14 protein-coding genes and 1 pseudogene are annotated in these 14,702 nt (G+C 63.5%); 9 read left to right on the top strand and 6 right to left on the bottom strand.

Annotated features, from left to right (window positions below; all coding sequences use genetic code 11):
- Positions 1 to 21: 21 nt before the first annotated feature.
- Together C4K39_RS28685 and C4K39_RS28680 are read right to left on the bottom strand one after the other, a co-directional pair.
- Complete coding sequence (locus C4K39_RS28685) at positions 22 to 1,404, bottom strand: ATP-binding protein (protein WP_124348062.1); 1,383 nt, start codon at positions 1,402 to 1,404, stop codon at positions 22 to 24.
- The gene (locus tag C4K39_RS28680) at positions 1,401 to 2,063 is read right to left on the bottom strand and encodes a response regulator (RefSeq protein WP_068582370.1); all 663 of its coding nucleotides are present in this window, start codon (positions 2,061 to 2,063) and stop codon (positions 1,401 to 1,403) included. Before C4K39_RS28680 ends, C4K39_RS28685 begins: the two co-directional genes overlap by 4 nt.
- A gap of 181 nt (positions 2,064 to 2,244) precedes the next feature.
- Between C4K39_RS28680 and C4K39_RS28675 the strand changes: the two genes are divergently transcribed.
- From C4K39_RS28675 to C4K39_RS28650, 6 genes are all read left to right on the top strand, one after another.
- On the top strand, positions 2,245 to 2,511 hold the full coding sequence (locus C4K39_RS28675) for a PepSY domain-containing protein (RefSeq protein WP_068582373.1): 267 nt from the start codon (positions 2,245 to 2,247) through the stop codon (positions 2,509 to 2,511).
- Positions 2,511 to 3,056: a cytochrome b/b6 domain-containing protein gene (locus C4K39_RS28670; protein ID WP_124348061.1), complete on the top strand. Its 546-nt coding sequence runs from the start codon at positions 2,511 to 2,513 to the stop codon at positions 3,054 to 3,056. The genes C4K39_RS28675 and C4K39_RS28670 overlap by 1 nt, the downstream gene beginning before the upstream one ends.
- 43 nt (positions 3,057 to 3,099) lie before the next feature.
- Positions 3,100 to 4,392, top strand: a complete 1,293-nt coding sequence (locus tag C4K39_RS28665) for a sialidase family protein (RefSeq protein WP_068582378.1) — start codon at positions 3,100 to 3,102, stop codon at positions 4,390 to 4,392.
- Complete coding sequence (locus C4K39_RS28660; RefSeq protein WP_124348060.1) at positions 4,392 to 5,003, top strand: hypothetical protein; 612 nt, start codon at positions 4,392 to 4,394, stop codon at positions 5,001 to 5,003. Before C4K39_RS28665 ends, C4K39_RS28660 begins: the two co-directional genes overlap by 1 nt.
- Before the next feature lie 49 nt (positions 5,004 to 5,052).
- Entirely contained in the window at positions 5,053 to 7,086 is a 2,034-nt protein-coding gene (locus C4K39_RS28655) for an LTA synthase family protein (protein WP_124348059.1), read from the top strand.
- Positions 7,087 to 7,352: 266 nt separating this feature from the next.
- Complete coding sequence (locus C4K39_RS28650) at positions 7,353 to 8,018, top strand: EcsC family protein (RefSeq protein WP_068582386.1); 666 nt, start codon at positions 7,353 to 7,355, stop codon at positions 8,016 to 8,018.
- Positions 8,019 to 8,172: 154 nt separating this feature from the next.
- On the opposite strand, the pseudogene C4K39_RS28645 reads toward C4K39_RS28650, so the two are convergent.
- Positions 8,173 to 8,556, bottom strand: a pseudogene (locus C4K39_RS28645) (hypothetical protein).
- Positions 8,557 to 8,875: 319 nt separating this feature from the next.
- Here C4K39_RS28645 and C4K39_RS28640 point away from each other — a divergent pair.
- The 3 genes from C4K39_RS28640 to C4K39_RS31625 all read left to right on the top strand — a co-directional run bounded on the left by C4K39_RS28640 (position 8,876) and on the right by C4K39_RS31625 (position 10,754).
- The gene (locus C4K39_RS28640; protein ID WP_124348058.1) at positions 8,876 to 9,844 is read left to right on the top strand and encodes a hypothetical protein; all 969 of its coding nucleotides are present in this window, start codon (positions 8,876 to 8,878) and stop codon (positions 9,842 to 9,844) included.
- The gene (locus tag C4K39_RS28635) at positions 9,844 to 10,530 is read left to right on the top strand and encodes a hypothetical protein (protein WP_124348057.1); all 687 of its coding nucleotides are present in this window, start codon (positions 9,844 to 9,846) and stop codon (positions 10,528 to 10,530) included. Before C4K39_RS28640 ends, C4K39_RS28635 begins: the two co-directional genes overlap by 1 nt.
- A 74-nt stretch (positions 10,531 to 10,604) precedes the next feature.
- Positions 10,605 to 10,754 (top strand): hypothetical protein, encoded by a 150-nt coding sequence (locus tag C4K39_RS31625; protein WP_164487258.1) that lies wholly within the window; start codon positions 10,605 to 10,607, stop codon positions 10,752 to 10,754.
- A gap of 132 nt (positions 10,755 to 10,886) precedes the next feature.
- Here the strand turns inward: C4K39_RS31625 and C4K39_RS28630 are convergent, their stop codons facing one another.
- Genes C4K39_RS28630 through C4K39_RS28620 form a run of 3 tightly spaced genes read right to left on the bottom strand, consistent with a single transcriptional unit; the run spans position 10,887 to position 14,651 of the window.
- Complete coding sequence (locus C4K39_RS28630) at positions 10,887 to 12,206, bottom strand: MFS transporter (RefSeq protein ID WP_124348056.1); 1,320 nt, start codon at positions 12,204 to 12,206, stop codon at positions 10,887 to 10,889.
- A 48-nt stretch (positions 12,207 to 12,254) separates the two neighbouring features.
- Positions 12,255 to 13,202, bottom strand: coding sequence for a LysR family transcriptional regulator (locus C4K39_RS28625; protein ID WP_124348055.1), 948 nt, complete (start codon positions 13,200 to 13,202; stop codon positions 12,255 to 12,257).
- Positions 13,203 to 13,226: 24 nt separating this feature from the next.
- Complete coding sequence (locus tag C4K39_RS28620) at positions 13,227 to 14,651, bottom strand: FAD-binding oxidoreductase (protein WP_124348054.1); 1,425 nt, start codon at positions 14,649 to 14,651, stop codon at positions 13,227 to 13,229.
- Positions 14,652 to 14,702 lie beyond the last annotated feature (51 nt).

Here is a 14,702-nt window from a genome sequence, read left to right as displayed (position 1 = left end):
TGGCGCCGCAGGATAGCCGCTTCAGGCGGATGGCTGAAGCGCTGGCGTGAATTGCAACAATGCGCACAGCCCGCCTTCGGGGCGGTTATGCAGTTGCAGGCGACAGCCGATCTTGCCGGCGATCATCTGCACGATAGCCAGTCCCAGCCCGGCCCCCTGGGCGTTGCCCTGGCTGTAGAAGCGCTCCAGCAATCGTTCGCGATGTTGTTCGTCGATGCCGGGGCCGGCGTCCTCGACACTCAGGTGGACACTGCCATCGGCCTGGGGGCGCACGCCGACCCGTACCTCGCTGCCTACGGGGGAGAAGTTCAAGGCGTTGGTCAAAAGGTTCTGCAAGGCTATGGACAGGGCCGCCGGGTCGGTGTCGAGCTGGCAGTCCTCGGTGCCTTCGAGCACCAGCTCGACCTCTTTCTCCAGGGCCAGGGGCGCCAGTTCCGCGAGTTCTTCGCGGACCAGCGCGCAGAGGTCGATGCGGCACATGCGTGGGCTGTGCAGGTGGGGCTCGATGCGGGCCATGGTGAGCAGCTGGCTGGCGATGCGGGTGGCTCGATCCACGCCGCTGACGAGGAAGTCCAGGGCCTCGCGTTGCTGTTGCGGGCTGGCGGCCTGCTGGGCGTTTTGCGCATGGATCCGCAGGATCGCCAGGGGCGTGCGCAACTCATGGGCGGCGTCGGCGATAAAGCGTCGCTCGCGTTCCAGCAGGCTATCGATCTGTGCCAGTAGCTGGTTGAGGGCGGTCTGCATCGGTTCCAAATCCTGGGGCAGGGGGTTGAGCGCCAGGGGCTGGAGGGTCTCGGCGTTGCGCCCGCGAATGGCCTGGGCCATGGCCCGCAGTGGCGCCAGGCCCCAGCCGATGGCCAGCCAGCTCAGCAGGGCCAGCAGCGGCAGGCCGACCAGGGTTGGCCGCAGGGTGTGACGGACGATGCGCTGGATCAGGTCCTGGCGGACATCGTCGCGTTCGCCGACCCAGATCAGCAGGCCCTGCTGTGGGTCGGCCAGGAGAAAGGCGCACCAGTCCCTGCCGTTCTCCAGGAGATCATGGCCCCCCAGGGTGGTGGGCGGAGCGGCCAGTACCGGTGCTTCGGCAGAGCGCACCAGCAACTGGCCATCGTCACGCCAGACCTGGAAGGTCAGGCGGGTTTCATAGGGGTGGGCGGCACCGTCCACGCCGACCCGGCTCATGGCCTGGTCGAAGGCCTGGTACAGGCGTTCCCAATCGGCGTTGCCCGGCTCTTGCGAGCGCAGGACTCCTTGCAGCAAGCGCGCGCTCTGGGCCAGCTGGGCGTCGTAGACCTCTTCGATTTCATGGTGACTGTCACGCAGTACCAGCCAACTGATCAGTACATCCCCCAGCAGCACCAGCACCAGCAGCGGCAGCAGGATTCGCGTGCGCACCGAGTTCATGGCTTGAGCTCCAGCACGTAGCCGATGCCACGCACGGTGCGGATCAGTTCGGCGCACAACTTTTTGCGCAGGTTGTGGATCAGCACCTCCAGGGTGTTGCTCTCGACCCGGTCCTGCCAGCCATACAGCGCCCGGGACAGGCGCTCGCGGGTCACCACCTTGCCCGGGCGGGCCATCAATTGGTGCAGCAGTTGGTACTCCATGGGCGTCAGCACGATCTCCGTTGCCTGGTAGTGCACCTGCTGGGTCGCCGGGTCCAGGCGAATGCCGGCATGTTCCAGCAGGGGCTGGGCACGACCTTGGCTGCGACGCAGCAGGGCGCGGACCCGGGCCTTCAATTCGTCGACGTCGAAGGGCTTGACCAGGTAGTCGTCGGCGCCCGCGTCCAGCCCGGCGATACGCTCGGCCGTGCCGTCGCGTGCAGTGAGGATCAGCACCGGCAGGTCCTGTTGCGCGGCGCGCAGTTGCTGCAACAATTCCAGGCCATCCAGGCGCGGCAGGCCCAGGTCCAGCAGCAACAGGTCGAAGCTCTCGGTGCGCAGGGCGTGCAGGGCGCTGATGCCATCCTGCAGCCAGTCCAGGGTGTAGCCTTCGGCGCCCAGGGCGGTGCGGATGCCCTGGCCGAGGGCGCGATCATCTTCGACAAGCAGCAGGCGCATGGGCGGTCCTCGGTGAGTTGGCGGGGTTGGGCGGCGGGGTGCAAGTGGCGGCATGATGACGCCCGCCGCGAGGCTGCGTCAGGGCTTTTACCGGGGGAAATGTTACGGCGCGTTGCGGCCTAAGCTTTCATTAAGCTTGGTTTTGCACAGTGGCCACTCCCTGATCCCGGAGCGGTTTTCCATGCGCAAAATCCTGCTGTTGTCCCTGGTTCTCGCCAGCCCGCTGGCCATCGCCGGCCCGCAATGCACCACCGCCGAACGCTCGCAATGGCAAGACCAGAAAGCCTTCCAGGAGCAGCTCAAGGCCCAGGGCTACCAGATCAGCAAGTTCAAGGTCACCGACGGCAACTGCTACGAGATCTATGGCTTCGACAAGGACAAGCGCAAGGTCGAGATCTATCACGATCCGGTCACCGGCAAGGCGGTGAAGACCGAGATCAAGGGCTGATGCCCGCCGCCTCCCAGCGGCTATGGGACCCGTTGGTGCGACTGTTTCACCTGTCCATCGCCGGGGTCTTTGTCGGTAACTACTTCTTCAATGAAGCCGGTGACGACTGGCATGTCTGGCTCGGCTACTACGCCATGGCCTGGCTGCTGTTGCGCACGCTGTGGGGCTTTGTCGGGCCGCGCAGTGCGCGCTGGTCCGACTTCTGGCCGACTCGGGCGCGGCTGGCGGGGCATTTGCGCTCGCTGCTGGCCGGGCGTCCCGAGCATCGCCTGGGGCACTCGCCCCTGGGGGCTTTGGTGATGTTGCTGATGCTGCTGGCCCTGGTGCTGATCGGCATCAGCGGTTTCTTGATGCAGGAAGTCGATGCCTTGTGGGGCGCCGATTGGCCCTTGCTGATACACCAGACCAGCGCCGACGTGCTGCTGGGGCTGGTGCTGCTGCACGTGTGTGCGGCGATTTTTGAAAGCTTCCAGGTGCGCGACAACCTGCCGTTGTCGATGCTCACCGGCCGCCGTCGACCCTTGCCGAAACCGACACGGCATTGACGATTTCCCTGGTTTTCAACCTGTCTCTGCAACGGACTCCTGAATGCGTGCGCTGTCCCCTGGCTTGATCTTCATCTGCAGCAGTTTGCTGCTGGCGGCGGTTTTCATCGCCGCGTGGCGCAGCCATCCGCCCCATCAATTGGCGCCGTTCGCCCAGGTCGCCGTGGCCAACCAGGCCGGCGGCAAAGAACTCCCTCGGTACCAGAGCCGTTTCGTCTCCTCGGAACTGGATGACTTCGTGCATTCTTCGTCGGTCACCGCCTTGCCGGGTGGCGACCTGATGGCCGTGTGGTTCGCCGGCTCCCGGGAAGGCGCGGCCGATGTCCAGGTGCGCAGCGCACGCTTTGACGCCAAGAGCGGCGAATGGGGTGCCGAGCAGGTGCTGGCCACCCGCGAATCGACTCGTGCCGGCACCGGGCGCTACATCCGCAAGCTGGGCAATCCGGTGATCGCCCTGGCCCCGGACCAGCGCCTGTGGATGTTCTACGTCTCGGTGTCGGTAGGCGGCTGGGCCACCAGTGCGATCAACGCCATGGTGTCCGATGACCTGGGGCGCAACTGGTCGACGCCGCAACAGTTGATCACCTCGCCATTCTTCAATATCAGCACCCTGGTCCGCGCCGCGCCGGTGTTCCATGCCGATGGCGCCATCGGCCTGCCGGTGTACCACGAGTTCATGGGCAAGTTCGCCGAGTACCTGTACCTGAGCCCCGATGGTGCGGTGATCGACAAGTTCCGCATCAGCCGTGGCAAGCACTCCCTGCAACCGACCATCGTGCCCCTGGACGAGCAACGTGCCGTAGCGATGTTGCGCTACGCCGGCGACACCCACCACAAGGTCCTGGCCAGTCGTACCGAAGACGCCGGGCAGACCTGGAGCGAGCCCTATCCGCTGCAACCGTCCAACCCCAACTCTTCCCTGGCGGCGATAGGCACCGATGACCAGGGCCTGTTGGTCGCCCTCAACGATTTGCAGGATGGGCGCTTCAGACTCAGCCTGTACGGTACCGACGCCGGTCTCAGTCAGTGGCGGTCCCTGGTGGAACTGGACCAGTCCCCCGATCCCCTGGGCCAGCCGTTTACCCATGAGGCCTACAAGGCAATCATCGGCGAAGGCTTTCGCATTTCCAGCGGTGCCCAGCGCCTGCCTCTGAAACAGCGCTTCTTGAGCAGCCTCGACTACCGGGTGTGCAAGCCCCAGGGCTGCGACTTCGAGTACGAATACCCCTACTTCAGCCGCGGGGCGGATGGCATGTACCACCTGGTCTATTCCTGGAACAACACCTTTATCAAGCACGTCAGCTTCAATGCGGCGTGGCTGGCGGAGCGCCTGTGATGATGTCCCTGTGGCAAGCCCACCTGAGTTTTATCCTCCTGGGCTTCGTGCTGCTCGGTAGCCTGCGCCTGACCGCGTCCTGGCGGCCCTGGCTGCTGCCTCTGCTGGCCCTGGCCAGTGTTATTCCGCTGAACCAGCTACCGCTGGCGGCCTATGTGCGCAGCTTCACCGATGACCTGGCCATCAGCACCCTGGTGCTGCTGGGCTGGGTCAGCCTGCAACGCCTGGGGCTGATGGCGCCCTTGCAAGCCAAGCACCGGGTGCAGGTCCTGCTGCTGTTTATCGGCCTGACCCTGAGCCTGTACCCCGCGACCCTGGGCCTGACCTACCTCGACCCGTACCGTTGGGGCTACAACCCACGGCCGATGATTGTGCTGATGGGCCTGGCGGCGCTGGTGCTGCTGTGGCAGCGCAATGCGCTGGGGGTGCTGATGCTGGCGGTGGGGACCCTGGCTTTCGCCCTGCGTCTGAAGCCCTCGGAAAACTACTGGGACTACCTGATGGACCCTTTGCTGGCAGGCTACTGCCTGATCGCCGGCAGCGGCGGGTTGCTGCTGTGGCTGTGGCGCCGCTTCGCCCATCGCCACCGCGGGCAGTCCCTTGCCGGATAAACCCACAGGCCGCGCCGCGGCCTTCGACAACACCACACAGAGGTCAATGATGGGCGGGTTGCAATCACGCCGCCTGCGCTACGGCGTGGGCGCAATCGGGCTGGTATTCGGCTTGCTGGTACTGCTGCGGCTGCTGTTCGCGGTGGGGTTTTCCGGGGTGGACCTGAGTGCCGCCAACGAGCGCCAGGCCATCCTCCAGACCCTCGGCATCGGCCTGCGCTTCGACCTGCGCCTGACCCTCTTGATCCTGCTGCCCCTGGCCGTGCTGGCCTGGCTGCCGCGCTGGAACCTGCTGCGCCTGCCGGCTTTGCGCTGGCTGGCCCGGGCCTACCTGCTGCTGGTGCTGGGCGGGGTAGGGCTGCTGTACATCATCGACTTCGGCCACTACGCCTACCTGGGCGTACGCATCAACGCCACGGTGCTGCGCTACCTGGACGATGCACAGATCTCCCGGCAAATGCTCTGGGAAAGCTACCCGGTGCTGTGGATCGTCCTCGCCTGGGGCATTGCCCTGGCCCTGTGGTGCTACGCCTTGCTGCGCCTGGAACGCCTGACCCTCGACCGTCCGGCCCAAGCCCTTGGCCGGCTGTCCCTGGCCGGCGTCAGCGCCCTGGGCATCGCCGCCGTGTTCCTCGCCCTGCTCGGGCGGGTGGACAACCTCAACCTGGAAAACCCCGTGCCCCTGCGCTGGAGCGATGCCTACTTCTCCGGCAACAGCCAGATCGCCGCCCTGGGCCTGAACCCCGTGCTGTTCTTCTACGACACCCTCAAGGCCGGCCAGGCCCAGTACGACGAAGCCCAAGTGCGCCAACACTACCCGGCCCTGGCCCGCTACCTCGGCGTCGACAATCCGGACCCGCAAAGCCTGAGCTTCACCCGCCAACAAGGCATTCAGCCGTACCGCATCGATCGTCCACGGCAGCCCAACGTCATCTTCGTCATGCTCGAATCCCTCGGCACCAGCGCCGTGGGCGCCTACGGCAACCCGCTCAACCCCACCCCCAACCTCGACCGCCTGGCCAGCCAGAGCTGGTTTTTCAGGCACTTCTACGTCCCGGTCACCGGCACCGCCAAGACCGTGTGGGCGAGCATCACCGGCGTGCCCGACGTCACTCGCCAGGAGACCGCCACCCGCCAGCCCCTGATCACCCGCCAACACAGCCTGATCAACGCCTTCAGCGACTACCATAAGCTCTACCTGATCGGTGGCAACGCCGGTTGGGCCAACATCAACGGCTTGATCCGCCAGAGCATCGACAACGTGCGCCTGTACGACGAAAGCCACTGGCAATCGCCCCTGGTGGACGTCTGGGGCATCTCCGATCTCGACCTGTTCAAGGAAGGCGACCGCCTGCTGCGCGCCATCCCCCAAGACCAGCCGTTCTTCGCCTACCTGCAAACCTCCGGCAACCACCGCCCGTTCACCATCCCCAAGGACAACGACGGCTTCCAAACTCAGGACCTGCCCCTGGAACAGGTCCAGGCCGCGGGTTCGCGCAGCCTTGCGCAATACAACGCCGTGCGCCTCTTGGACTTCAACATCGGCCGCCTGATGGAGATCGCCAAGGCGGGGGGCTACTACGACAACACGATTTTCGTGTTCTTCGGCGACCACAACACCCGCATCAGCCAGATCCCCCACATGGCCCCAGCGTTTGAACAACTGGGGCTGGAGAGCAACAACGTACCGCTGCTGATCCATGCCCCGGGGATGTTGCAACCCAAGGTGATCGAAGAAGCCGTCGGCCTCGCCGACCTGCTACCCACCGTGGCCGGCATGGCCGGGATGCCGTTTACCAATGGCGCCATGGGGCGAGACATTCAACAGCCCGCGCCGGAAGGCGAGCGCGTGGTGCCGTTGGTATTGAGGGAAGGGACCTTTCCGATCATTGGCGGCGTGACCCAGGATTTTCTGCTGCAGATGCAGCACGACGGCAGTGAGGCTACGTTGCATGATTTGGCTTCACCCACCCCACGCGACGATGTGGCGAAAGAGCATCCGCAGGAGTTTGAACGGTTGCTGGAATTGACGCGGGGGATGCATGAGGGGGCGCGGTTGATGTTGTATCGCAATGTTCGGTGACACCACACAGCCATCGGTTGACGCCGGTCCGTGTAGGAGCCTGGCTTGCCAGCGAAGGCGGCCGCAAGAGCACTACGGCCTAGAAGCCAAATACCGCCGACATGCTTGAAAAGATAGGGTCCCAGCTGTTTTGCTTGCTCGCACGTCCACCTGGTGCGGCGTTTGTATTTGACTAAAGGCGCACTAGTCAGAATGATGGCTCTCGGCCATTATTTGTGGTCGGGATTAGCCCACACAACAATCATCAACAAGGACGCCGGTTCGCAATGAGCAAGGAATTAACGGAAAGCAAGCTCCAGCAAGCACTGGAATGGGCCTACGAAAAGGCAATGGACGGTATCCCAGGCACAGGCACAGCGAAAGAATTCGCAGATGAATACCTGAGCAACAACGACAACGCGCTAGACGCAACCAACTCCCTTATTCGCTGGCAGAACACCAAAGCCGCGACCTCCGGTTTCCTGACAGGCCTAGGTGGTGTTATCACCTTGCCGGTGACCATCCCGGCCAACATCGCCAGCGTCATGTACGTGCAGTTACGCATGATCACTGCCATTGCCTATATCGGTGGCCACGACCCTCGTGATGATCGGGTCAAAACGCTGGTCTACACCTGTCTGGCCGGTAACGCCGCCAAGGACATCCTCAAGGATGTAGGCATCTCCTTCGCCAATAAACTGGCCATCAGTTCCATTCAGAAAATCAGTGGAGCCACCCTCACCAAAATCAATCAAGCCGTAGGCTTTCGCTTGTTGACCAAATTTGGCAGCACTGGCGTGGTCAATCTAGGCAAAGCCGTTCCTCTGCTGGGTGGACTAGTAGGTGCGACGTTTGACTCTGTGACTACAAACACGGTGGGCAATGTGGCTCGTGACGTGTTTGTGGGGGATGGCAGTAAAGCCAAGGTTGAGGTAGGAGTGAATGCTGAATAACCTGCGTCAGCGCCAGGCCTGAGTCGGTGCCCGTTGAGGTTGAAGCTGCCGCACACTCGAGCGTGACAAACGTCGTCAGATCATCAGGTGCTTAACGGGGTACATCAGTGGTGACCCCGTTTTCTGCTTTTTGGACTTTCGAGCGTTTAGTCGATTACCGAGCTTTCGGTGGTTTATTGGCATCCAGCAACGAATCCACCACTGCTCTAGCCATCTCCACCGAATGGATCATCGACCAAATCAACCCACGCTCCACACCGCTGGCGCGCTCGGTGATTTCATCGCTGACCTGTACCGTACAGTCCAGCAGCAACGACACATGCACCAACGCTTCTTAAGCATTGATGCCGGGACGGACACTAAACATGGATTGATGACCTACGGATGTAGGTACGGTGTTTTTCAGACTATTGAGGATCGATGTTTCAGTGCTATGCGCTGCCAAGGCCAAGCGAATGCGCTGGGTGTCGATACCGTGTTCGGGGGTTCTGAATTGTCCAGGTAAGGACAGGGGCGGATCAGCAACGAGCTTTTTCATGGTGCATCTCCAATGTCAGTGGGTGCCCCAATGTGCTATTTCGAGCTGCTAAACCCGATCACTGATATGCAGTGATGAACCGAGCCTAGACAGCCAAAGTATTAGGCGCAAGCGGTTGGGATTTGCTAGTAAAAGTCGCTCAATAGAAAGGGACTAGCCTTACACCGGGTTGTGAATTAGACGATGAATAGGGGATGAAATCTTTAGGAGTAGCTGCTTTCTTTAAGGAGTTCATATTCGCTACACAAACAGCGATTGCATTGGCAACACAAACGGCTGCTATTCTGCGCCCCTTTTCCCCACCGCAAGGAGCGCAGGTATGACCCAGCCCACTGGCAGCAGTACGCAAACAAGGGCTGGCAAACGGCGTCACTTGCAACACTTCCTTTTGCGCCTGGCCCCAGTATTCTTGCTTGGCTTCGGGCTCTTCACCGCAACCGCCCAAGCCAACCCCACCACCACCTACCGCGGCACCCTCGGCGACACCCCGGTTGAACTGGCGCTCACCTACGACTCGCAATACGGCGGCGGTATGTCCGGCTATTGGTTTTCCGAGTCTGAGCGCCTGCCCATGGCGTTGGAATCCACGCCTTTCCACCCCGGCTCTGCGCTGTTGATCAACATCATGGACAACCCGACCCTGCCGGCGACGGCGGTGTCGTTACAGCCGTTCGCCGAGGGTGCTGATTCGTTGCAGGGCAGTCTGGTGGATTTGCGCACGGGCACGCAGCAGCCGTTGCAGTTGCAGCGGGTGACGCGCTTTGGCGGCAGCCAGCGGGAAGCGTTTGAGGGGGAGTTGCTGCAGCCGGTGTTCGATCGGGACTTCTATTTCAGTGTGCATGCCGCGCGCAAGGCCGGGGAGGAGGTGGCGCTGGTGGACAGTATTCGGGTGATCAGTCGTAACACCGGAAAGCAAGTGCAGGACATTCGCGGGCAGTGGTGCCTGTCGCCGGTGGGCACCCAAACCCTGACCTTTGGCCATTTCCAGGCCGAGGCGCGGATGGATTTCCGGGCCCAAAGCTATCGCCTGACGGAGGCGGATGGCCGGCAGTGGTGCGCGCCCACTCAGTACTACCTGTTTTACCGCGAGAGCCGGGGATATCTGCGCCACCCGCAGATGGAGCAGTTCGCGGCGGACGGCGATCTGCGCTTTTCTCCCAGTGGCCAGATGGAGTTCAGCAAGCAGGACTTTATCGATTACGACAAGCGCACTCGGCGTTGGGATTTTTACCGGGTGATCAGCCCTGAGCGTTTGCAATACCTGTCGTCTGGCGAGGAGCGTTTCTGATGCGCGGATTGGATTTTTTCCGGGGCCTGGCTGCTGTGTTGTTGGCGCTGTGGCTGCTGCCGGCCCAGGCGTCCCATGGGGTGTACGAGGGCACGGTGGGCAAGCAGGCGATTGTCTTGACCCTGGGCAACCAGAATGCGGTCTACCAGGGCACCTATGCCTATCAGCGCTATCGCACGCCGATCCGTCTCAAGCCGACCTTCAGCTACAGCAACAAGGTGCTGGCCATGGATGAGCTGGACGAGCAGGGCCTGCCGGTGGCGCGCCTGCAGTTCAATGACCTGATGAACTCCCGCCAGCAGGAACAGGTGCGCGGCACCTGGACCAGTTATCGCACGGGCAAGTCCTTGCCCATTGCCCTGAAACTGGTGGGCCTGGTGGATTCGGATCGTTCCTGGCCACAGCCGGTCACCACGCTGTTGCAGCGTGCTTCTACCAAACGCTGGTATTTCCAGGTGCCGATGCAGGGCAGTGATCGGCGGATCACGACGGTGGAGGTGATGGACAAGAGCACTGGCAAACTGCTCGTGAGCCTGGCGATCGCGGCACCGGGCTGTCCGAATCAAGGGGTGGATACCTTGCAGTTGCAGGGTGAGGGTGAGCAACTGCAGGTTGTTTTCAAGGGCTGCAAGTTCCCGGGGTTTCGCTGGAACGAGGGCGGTGGCAGCTTTGCGCCGTTGCCTTGAGGCCCGTTCGCTTGCGCCCTTTGGGGACGTGGTGGCCAGTGGGTTAGATGAGCCTGGAAGCTGTGGAGCCTCGTATGGATGACAAGCAATCCCCTGTGCTGATTCAGGCGGACAGGGTTGATGATTTTCGCGAGAAAACCGAGATCGTGTGGTACTACGCCAATATCCATCAGAGCCTCGATGACGATGCGGACGAGACGCTGTTGAACGGGTGGCTGGACTGATTCAAGTGGTCCGCGATGGTGTTGCTCTCGGGTGTGGTGGGGCAGCGTAGGTAGATAGTTTCGATATTTGTGCCAGCGAGGGCGGTCTTGAGGACGCCTTCGCCGGCAAGCCATCTCCTGCAGGGGGCGGCGTCAGGCCGTTTGTAGCCGTGCCGCCTTGCGCATGTGGTTGACCATCAAGCCCAGGGCTCCTCCGATCAGCAGGATCGCCGCCATGAAGTACATCGCAGCCTGGGTATTGCCGGTCACCTGGGTCAGCCAGCCCACCACGATGGTGCTGAAGAACCCCGCCACGTTGCCCAGGGTGTTGATCAACGCCACGCCCGCCGCGGCTGCGGCGCCGCCCACTACGGCGGTGGGCAAGCCCCAGAACACCGGCAGGCTGCTGATCATGGCAGCAGTGCCGATGATCAGGCCGAACATGGCCAATACCAGGTTGTCACCAAAGAAAGTGCCGAACGCCACACCTAGCGCGCCAATCCCCGCGCAGACCGCCAGGTGCCAGCGATATTCGCCGTGGCGGTCCGAGCTGCGTCCCACCAGCACCATGGTCACCGCTGCGGCGGCGTAGGGCAGGGCGGTGAGCACGCCGATGGCCCAGGGCTGCTGCACGCCGCTGTTGCGGATGATGGTGGGCAGCCAGAAGCTGATGACGTACTGGCCCAGCACCAGGCAGAAGTACACCGCGCCCAGCAGCCAGATCTGTGGGTTGAGCAGGCCGTCGCGCAGGCGGTGGCTTTGTTTGTGGGCGGCTTCGCGGTCGATGGCGGCTTGCATGCCGTGGCGTTCTTGCGGGGTGAGCCAGTGGGCGTCGGCGATGCGGTCGCGCAGGAGGAAGAACACCGCGGCGCCAAGGGCCACGGCGGGCAGGCCTTCGATGACGAATAGCCATTGCCAGCCGGCGTAGCCGGACACACCGTTGAGGTGTTGCAGGATCAGGCCCGAGATCAATGAGCCGAACAGGCTGGAAATTGGCAGGGCCATGATGAACAGGGCGGTCATCACCCCTCGGCGCTGGCTGGGGAACCAGGTGGTGAGGTAGAAGATGATGCCGGGGAAGAAGCCGGCTTCGGCAATGCCGATCAGCAGCCGCAACACGTAGAAGGTCAGCGGCGTCTGGATGAACATCATCGCCGCCGATAACAGGCCCCAGGTGACCATGATCCGCGCGATCCAGCGCCGCGCGCCGAAGCGGTGCAGGGCGACGTTGCTGGGGATCTCGAACAGCAGGTAGCCGACGAAGAAGATCCCGGCACCCAGGCCGTACACCGCTTCGCTGAACTTCAGGTCGTCGAGCATCTGCAACTTGGCGAAGCCGACGTTGACCCGGTCCAGGTAGGCCACCAGGTAACACAGGATCAGCAGCGGGATGATGCGCCAGGCGGTCTTGCGGTAGGCCGAGTGCAGGGCCGCGTCGTCGAGAGCCGCAGGCGGCGGGGAAGGTCGGTTCATGGCTAGCCTCTTTATTCTTGTTGTCGAAGCAATGGATGAAACAGCGGTTCAGGTCTCGGGCAGCAGGCGGGTGGCAGGCCATTCGCCGGAGCGGCTCATGTCGCGCACTACCTGGGCGATCAGGTTGGCGATGGCACTGCGCAGGTTGCTGCCGGGCAGGGCTTCGCAGACGCAGATGCCCAGGGTGCGAAAGACTTCCCGGGGCTCAATGGCATGGGCCACCAGCCGGCCTTCGGCGACTTCGCGCAGGGCCAGGTTCAGCGGCATGATGCTGGGGCCGATGCCGGCCTCCACGGCGCTCTTGAGGATGTGCACCGAGTTGACTTCCATGGCCACCTGGGCCGGTGGCAAGTGCAAGCGCTCCAGGGCCTGGTCGACGCAGGCCCGGGTGCTGTGGCTGTGGGCGCGGCTGGGAAACACCAGCGGCCGGGCCACGGCTTCGGCCAGGGTCACCTCGCCCGGTGGCGGGGCGTGACGGTCGTCGGCACGGTGGATCAGGTAGAAGTCTTCTTCCAGCAGCGGGCTGAAGCTGACTTGTGGCGGCAGGCCGATGGGCGTGAACAGGGCGATGTCGACCCGGCCCCGCACCAGCTGGTCCACCAGGTTGCCGGTGAGTTCTTCATTGAGGTGCAGCTCGACCTTGGGGTAGGTGCGGGCCACGGCCTGGATCAGCGGCAGGGCCACGGTGCTGGCCACGCTCTGGGGCAGGGCGACGACGATGGAACCGGTCAACGCGCCGGGTTCGCTGCTGAGTGCGGCGCGGGCGTCCTGCAGGTGCTTGAGCAGGCCCTGGGCGTATTCGTAGAACAGTTTGCCGGCATCGTTGACGCGGATACCGCTGTTGCTGCGATGGAACAACTGGGCGCCGAGGTCGGCTTCCAGGGCCGACATCTGCTTGCTCAGGGCCGATTGCGCCACGTGTACCTCCCGGGCTGCGCGGGACAGGCTGCCGGCATCGACCACGGCGACGAAGTATTTCAGCTGGCGGATTTCCATGGGGGCTCCTTGGCGGGGGCAGCCTTAGTCGGTGGCCGGGCCGCGGGGGAAGATCTTGCCCGGGTTCATCAGTTGCCGTGGGTCGAGGGCGGCCTTGATCGCCGCCATCGCATCCACCGCGTTCTGCCCGTGCTCCAGGCTCATATAGGCCTGCTTGGTCAGGCCGATGCCGTGCTCGCCGGTGCAGGAACCCTGCAGGGCGATGGCCCGTTCCGCCAGGCGCTGGGCCACGCCGTCGGCGCGTTGCACTTCCTCGGGGTCGTCGGGGTCGACCAGGATCACCGCATGGAAATTGCCGTCGCCCACATGGCCGAAGATCGGCGCCAGCAGGCCTTGTTGTTGCAGGTCGGCGGAGGTGGCTTCGATGCATTCGGCCAGGCGCGAGATCGGCACCACGGCGTCGGTGGTCAGGGCGCGGCAGCCGGGGCGCAGGGCCACGGCGGCGAAGTAACCATCGTGCCGTGCCTGCCACAGGCGGCTGCGGTCTTCCGGGTGCACCGCCCATTCGAAATCCTGGCCGCCGTGTTCGTCGGCCAGCAGGCGGATGGTTTCCACCTGTTCCTTGACCGAGGACTCGGAGCCGTGCAGTTCGAAGAACAGTGACGGCGCTTCGTTCAACCGGGTTTTGCTGTAGGCGTTCAGGGCGCGCACGGTGAGGGCGTCGATCAGTTCGATACGGGCAATCGGCACTCCCAGCTGGATGGCCTGGATCACGGTTTGCACCGCCTGATCGACGCTGGGGAAATTGCACACCGCAGCAGAAATTGCCTCGGGGATCGGGTGCAACTTCACCGTCAGCTCGGCCACCGTGGCCAGGGTGCCGCCGGAGCCCACCAGCAGATGGGTAAGGTCGTAGCCCGAGGAGGATTTGCGCGCCCGGCCGCCGGTGTGCAGCACGCGGCCATCGGCCAGCACCGCGGTCAGGGCCAGGACATTTTCGCGCATGGTGCCGTAGCGCACGGCGTTGGTGCCCGAGGCCCGGGTCGCCGCCATGCCACCCAGAGAGGCGTCGGCGCCGGGGTCGATGGGGAAGAACAGGCCGGTGCCGTGCAGCGCGGCATTGAGCTGCTTGCGGGTTACCCCAGGTTGCACGGTGACGTCCATGTCGTCGACGCGGATCTCCAGGATCTGGTTCATCGCCGATACATCGATGCACACCCCACCGTGGACCGCATGCAACCAGCCTTCCAGGGAGCTGCCGCTGCCGTAGGGAATGATCGGCACCCGATGGCGATGGCAGGCCTGCTGCACAGCGATGATTTCGTCGAGGTGATGGACGAAGGCCACCCCTTGCGGCGGCAGCGGATCGAGGGCGGAGATGTCCCGGCCGTGATGCTCGCGAACACTGGCGGCGGTGCTGAAGCGCTGGCCCAGCAGAGCGGTCAGTTCATCCACCAGGTCGGTGGGCAGGGGCTGGAGTGGGGTGTTATCGGGGGCAGGGGGCAGCATCGGGCAATCTCCGGTTTATTGTTCGTACCGCTGGCTGGGCCAGGGTGGGGG

This window comes from Pseudomonas sessilinigenes (genome assembly GCF_003850565.1).
Taxonomy (GTDB): Bacteria; Pseudomonadota; Gammaproteobacteria; order Pseudomonadales; family Pseudomonadaceae; genus Aquipseudomonas; species Aquipseudomonas sessilinigenes.
This window is presented reverse-complemented; position numbering and strand designations above follow the sequence as displayed.

Bases quoted from the DNA above. Each gene is read 5' to 3' on its own strand.
- C4K39_RS28685 (WP_124348062.1), bottom strand. From the start codon at position 1,404: ATGAACTCGGTGCGCACGCGAATCCTGCTGCCGCTGCTGGTGCTGGTG.
- C4K39_RS28680 (WP_068582370.1), bottom strand. From the start codon at position 2,063: ATGCGCCTGCTGCTTGTCGAAGATGATCGCGCCCTCGGCCAGGGCATC.
- C4K39_RS28675 (WP_068582373.1), top strand. From the start codon at position 2,245: ATGCGCAAAATCCTGCTGTTGTCCCTGGTTCTCGCCAGCCCGCTGGCC.
- C4K39_RS28670 (WP_124348061.1), top strand. From the start codon at position 2,511: ATGCCCGCCGCCTCCCAGCGGCTATGGGACCCGTTGGTGCGACTGTTT.
- C4K39_RS28665 (WP_068582378.1), top strand. From the start codon at position 3,100: ATGCGTGCGCTGTCCCCTGGCTTGATCTTCATCTGCAGCAGTTTGCTG.
- C4K39_RS28660 (WP_124348060.1), top strand. From the start codon at position 4,392: ATGATGTCCCTGTGGCAAGCCCACCTGAGTTTTATCCTCCTGGGCTTC.
- C4K39_RS28655 (WP_124348059.1), top strand. From the start codon at position 5,053: ATGGGCGGGTTGCAATCACGCCGCCTGCGCTACGGCGTGGGCGCAATC.
- C4K39_RS28650 (WP_068582386.1), top strand. From the start codon at position 7,353: ATGAGCAAGGAATTAACGGAAAGCAAGCTCCAGCAAGCACTGGAATGG.
- C4K39_RS28640 (WP_124348058.1), top strand. From the start codon at position 8,876: ATGACCCAGCCCACTGGCAGCAGTACGCAAACAAGGGCTGGCAAACGG.
- C4K39_RS28635 (WP_124348057.1), top strand. From the start codon at position 9,844: ATGCGCGGATTGGATTTTTTCCGGGGCCTGGCTGCTGTGTTGTTGGCG.
- C4K39_RS31625 (WP_164487258.1), top strand. From the start codon at position 10,605: ATGGATGACAAGCAATCCCCTGTGCTGATTCAGGCGGACAGGGTTGAT.
- C4K39_RS28630 (WP_124348056.1), bottom strand. From the start codon at position 12,206: ATGAACCGACCTTCCCCGCCGCCTGCGGCTCTCGACGACGCGGCCCTG.
- C4K39_RS28625 (WP_124348055.1), bottom strand. From the start codon at position 13,202: ATGGAAATCCGCCAGCTGAAATACTTCGTCGCCGTGGTCGATGCCGGC.
- C4K39_RS28620 (WP_124348054.1), bottom strand. From the start codon at position 14,651: ATGCTGCCCCCTGCCCCCGATAACACCCCACTCCAGCCCCTGCCCACC.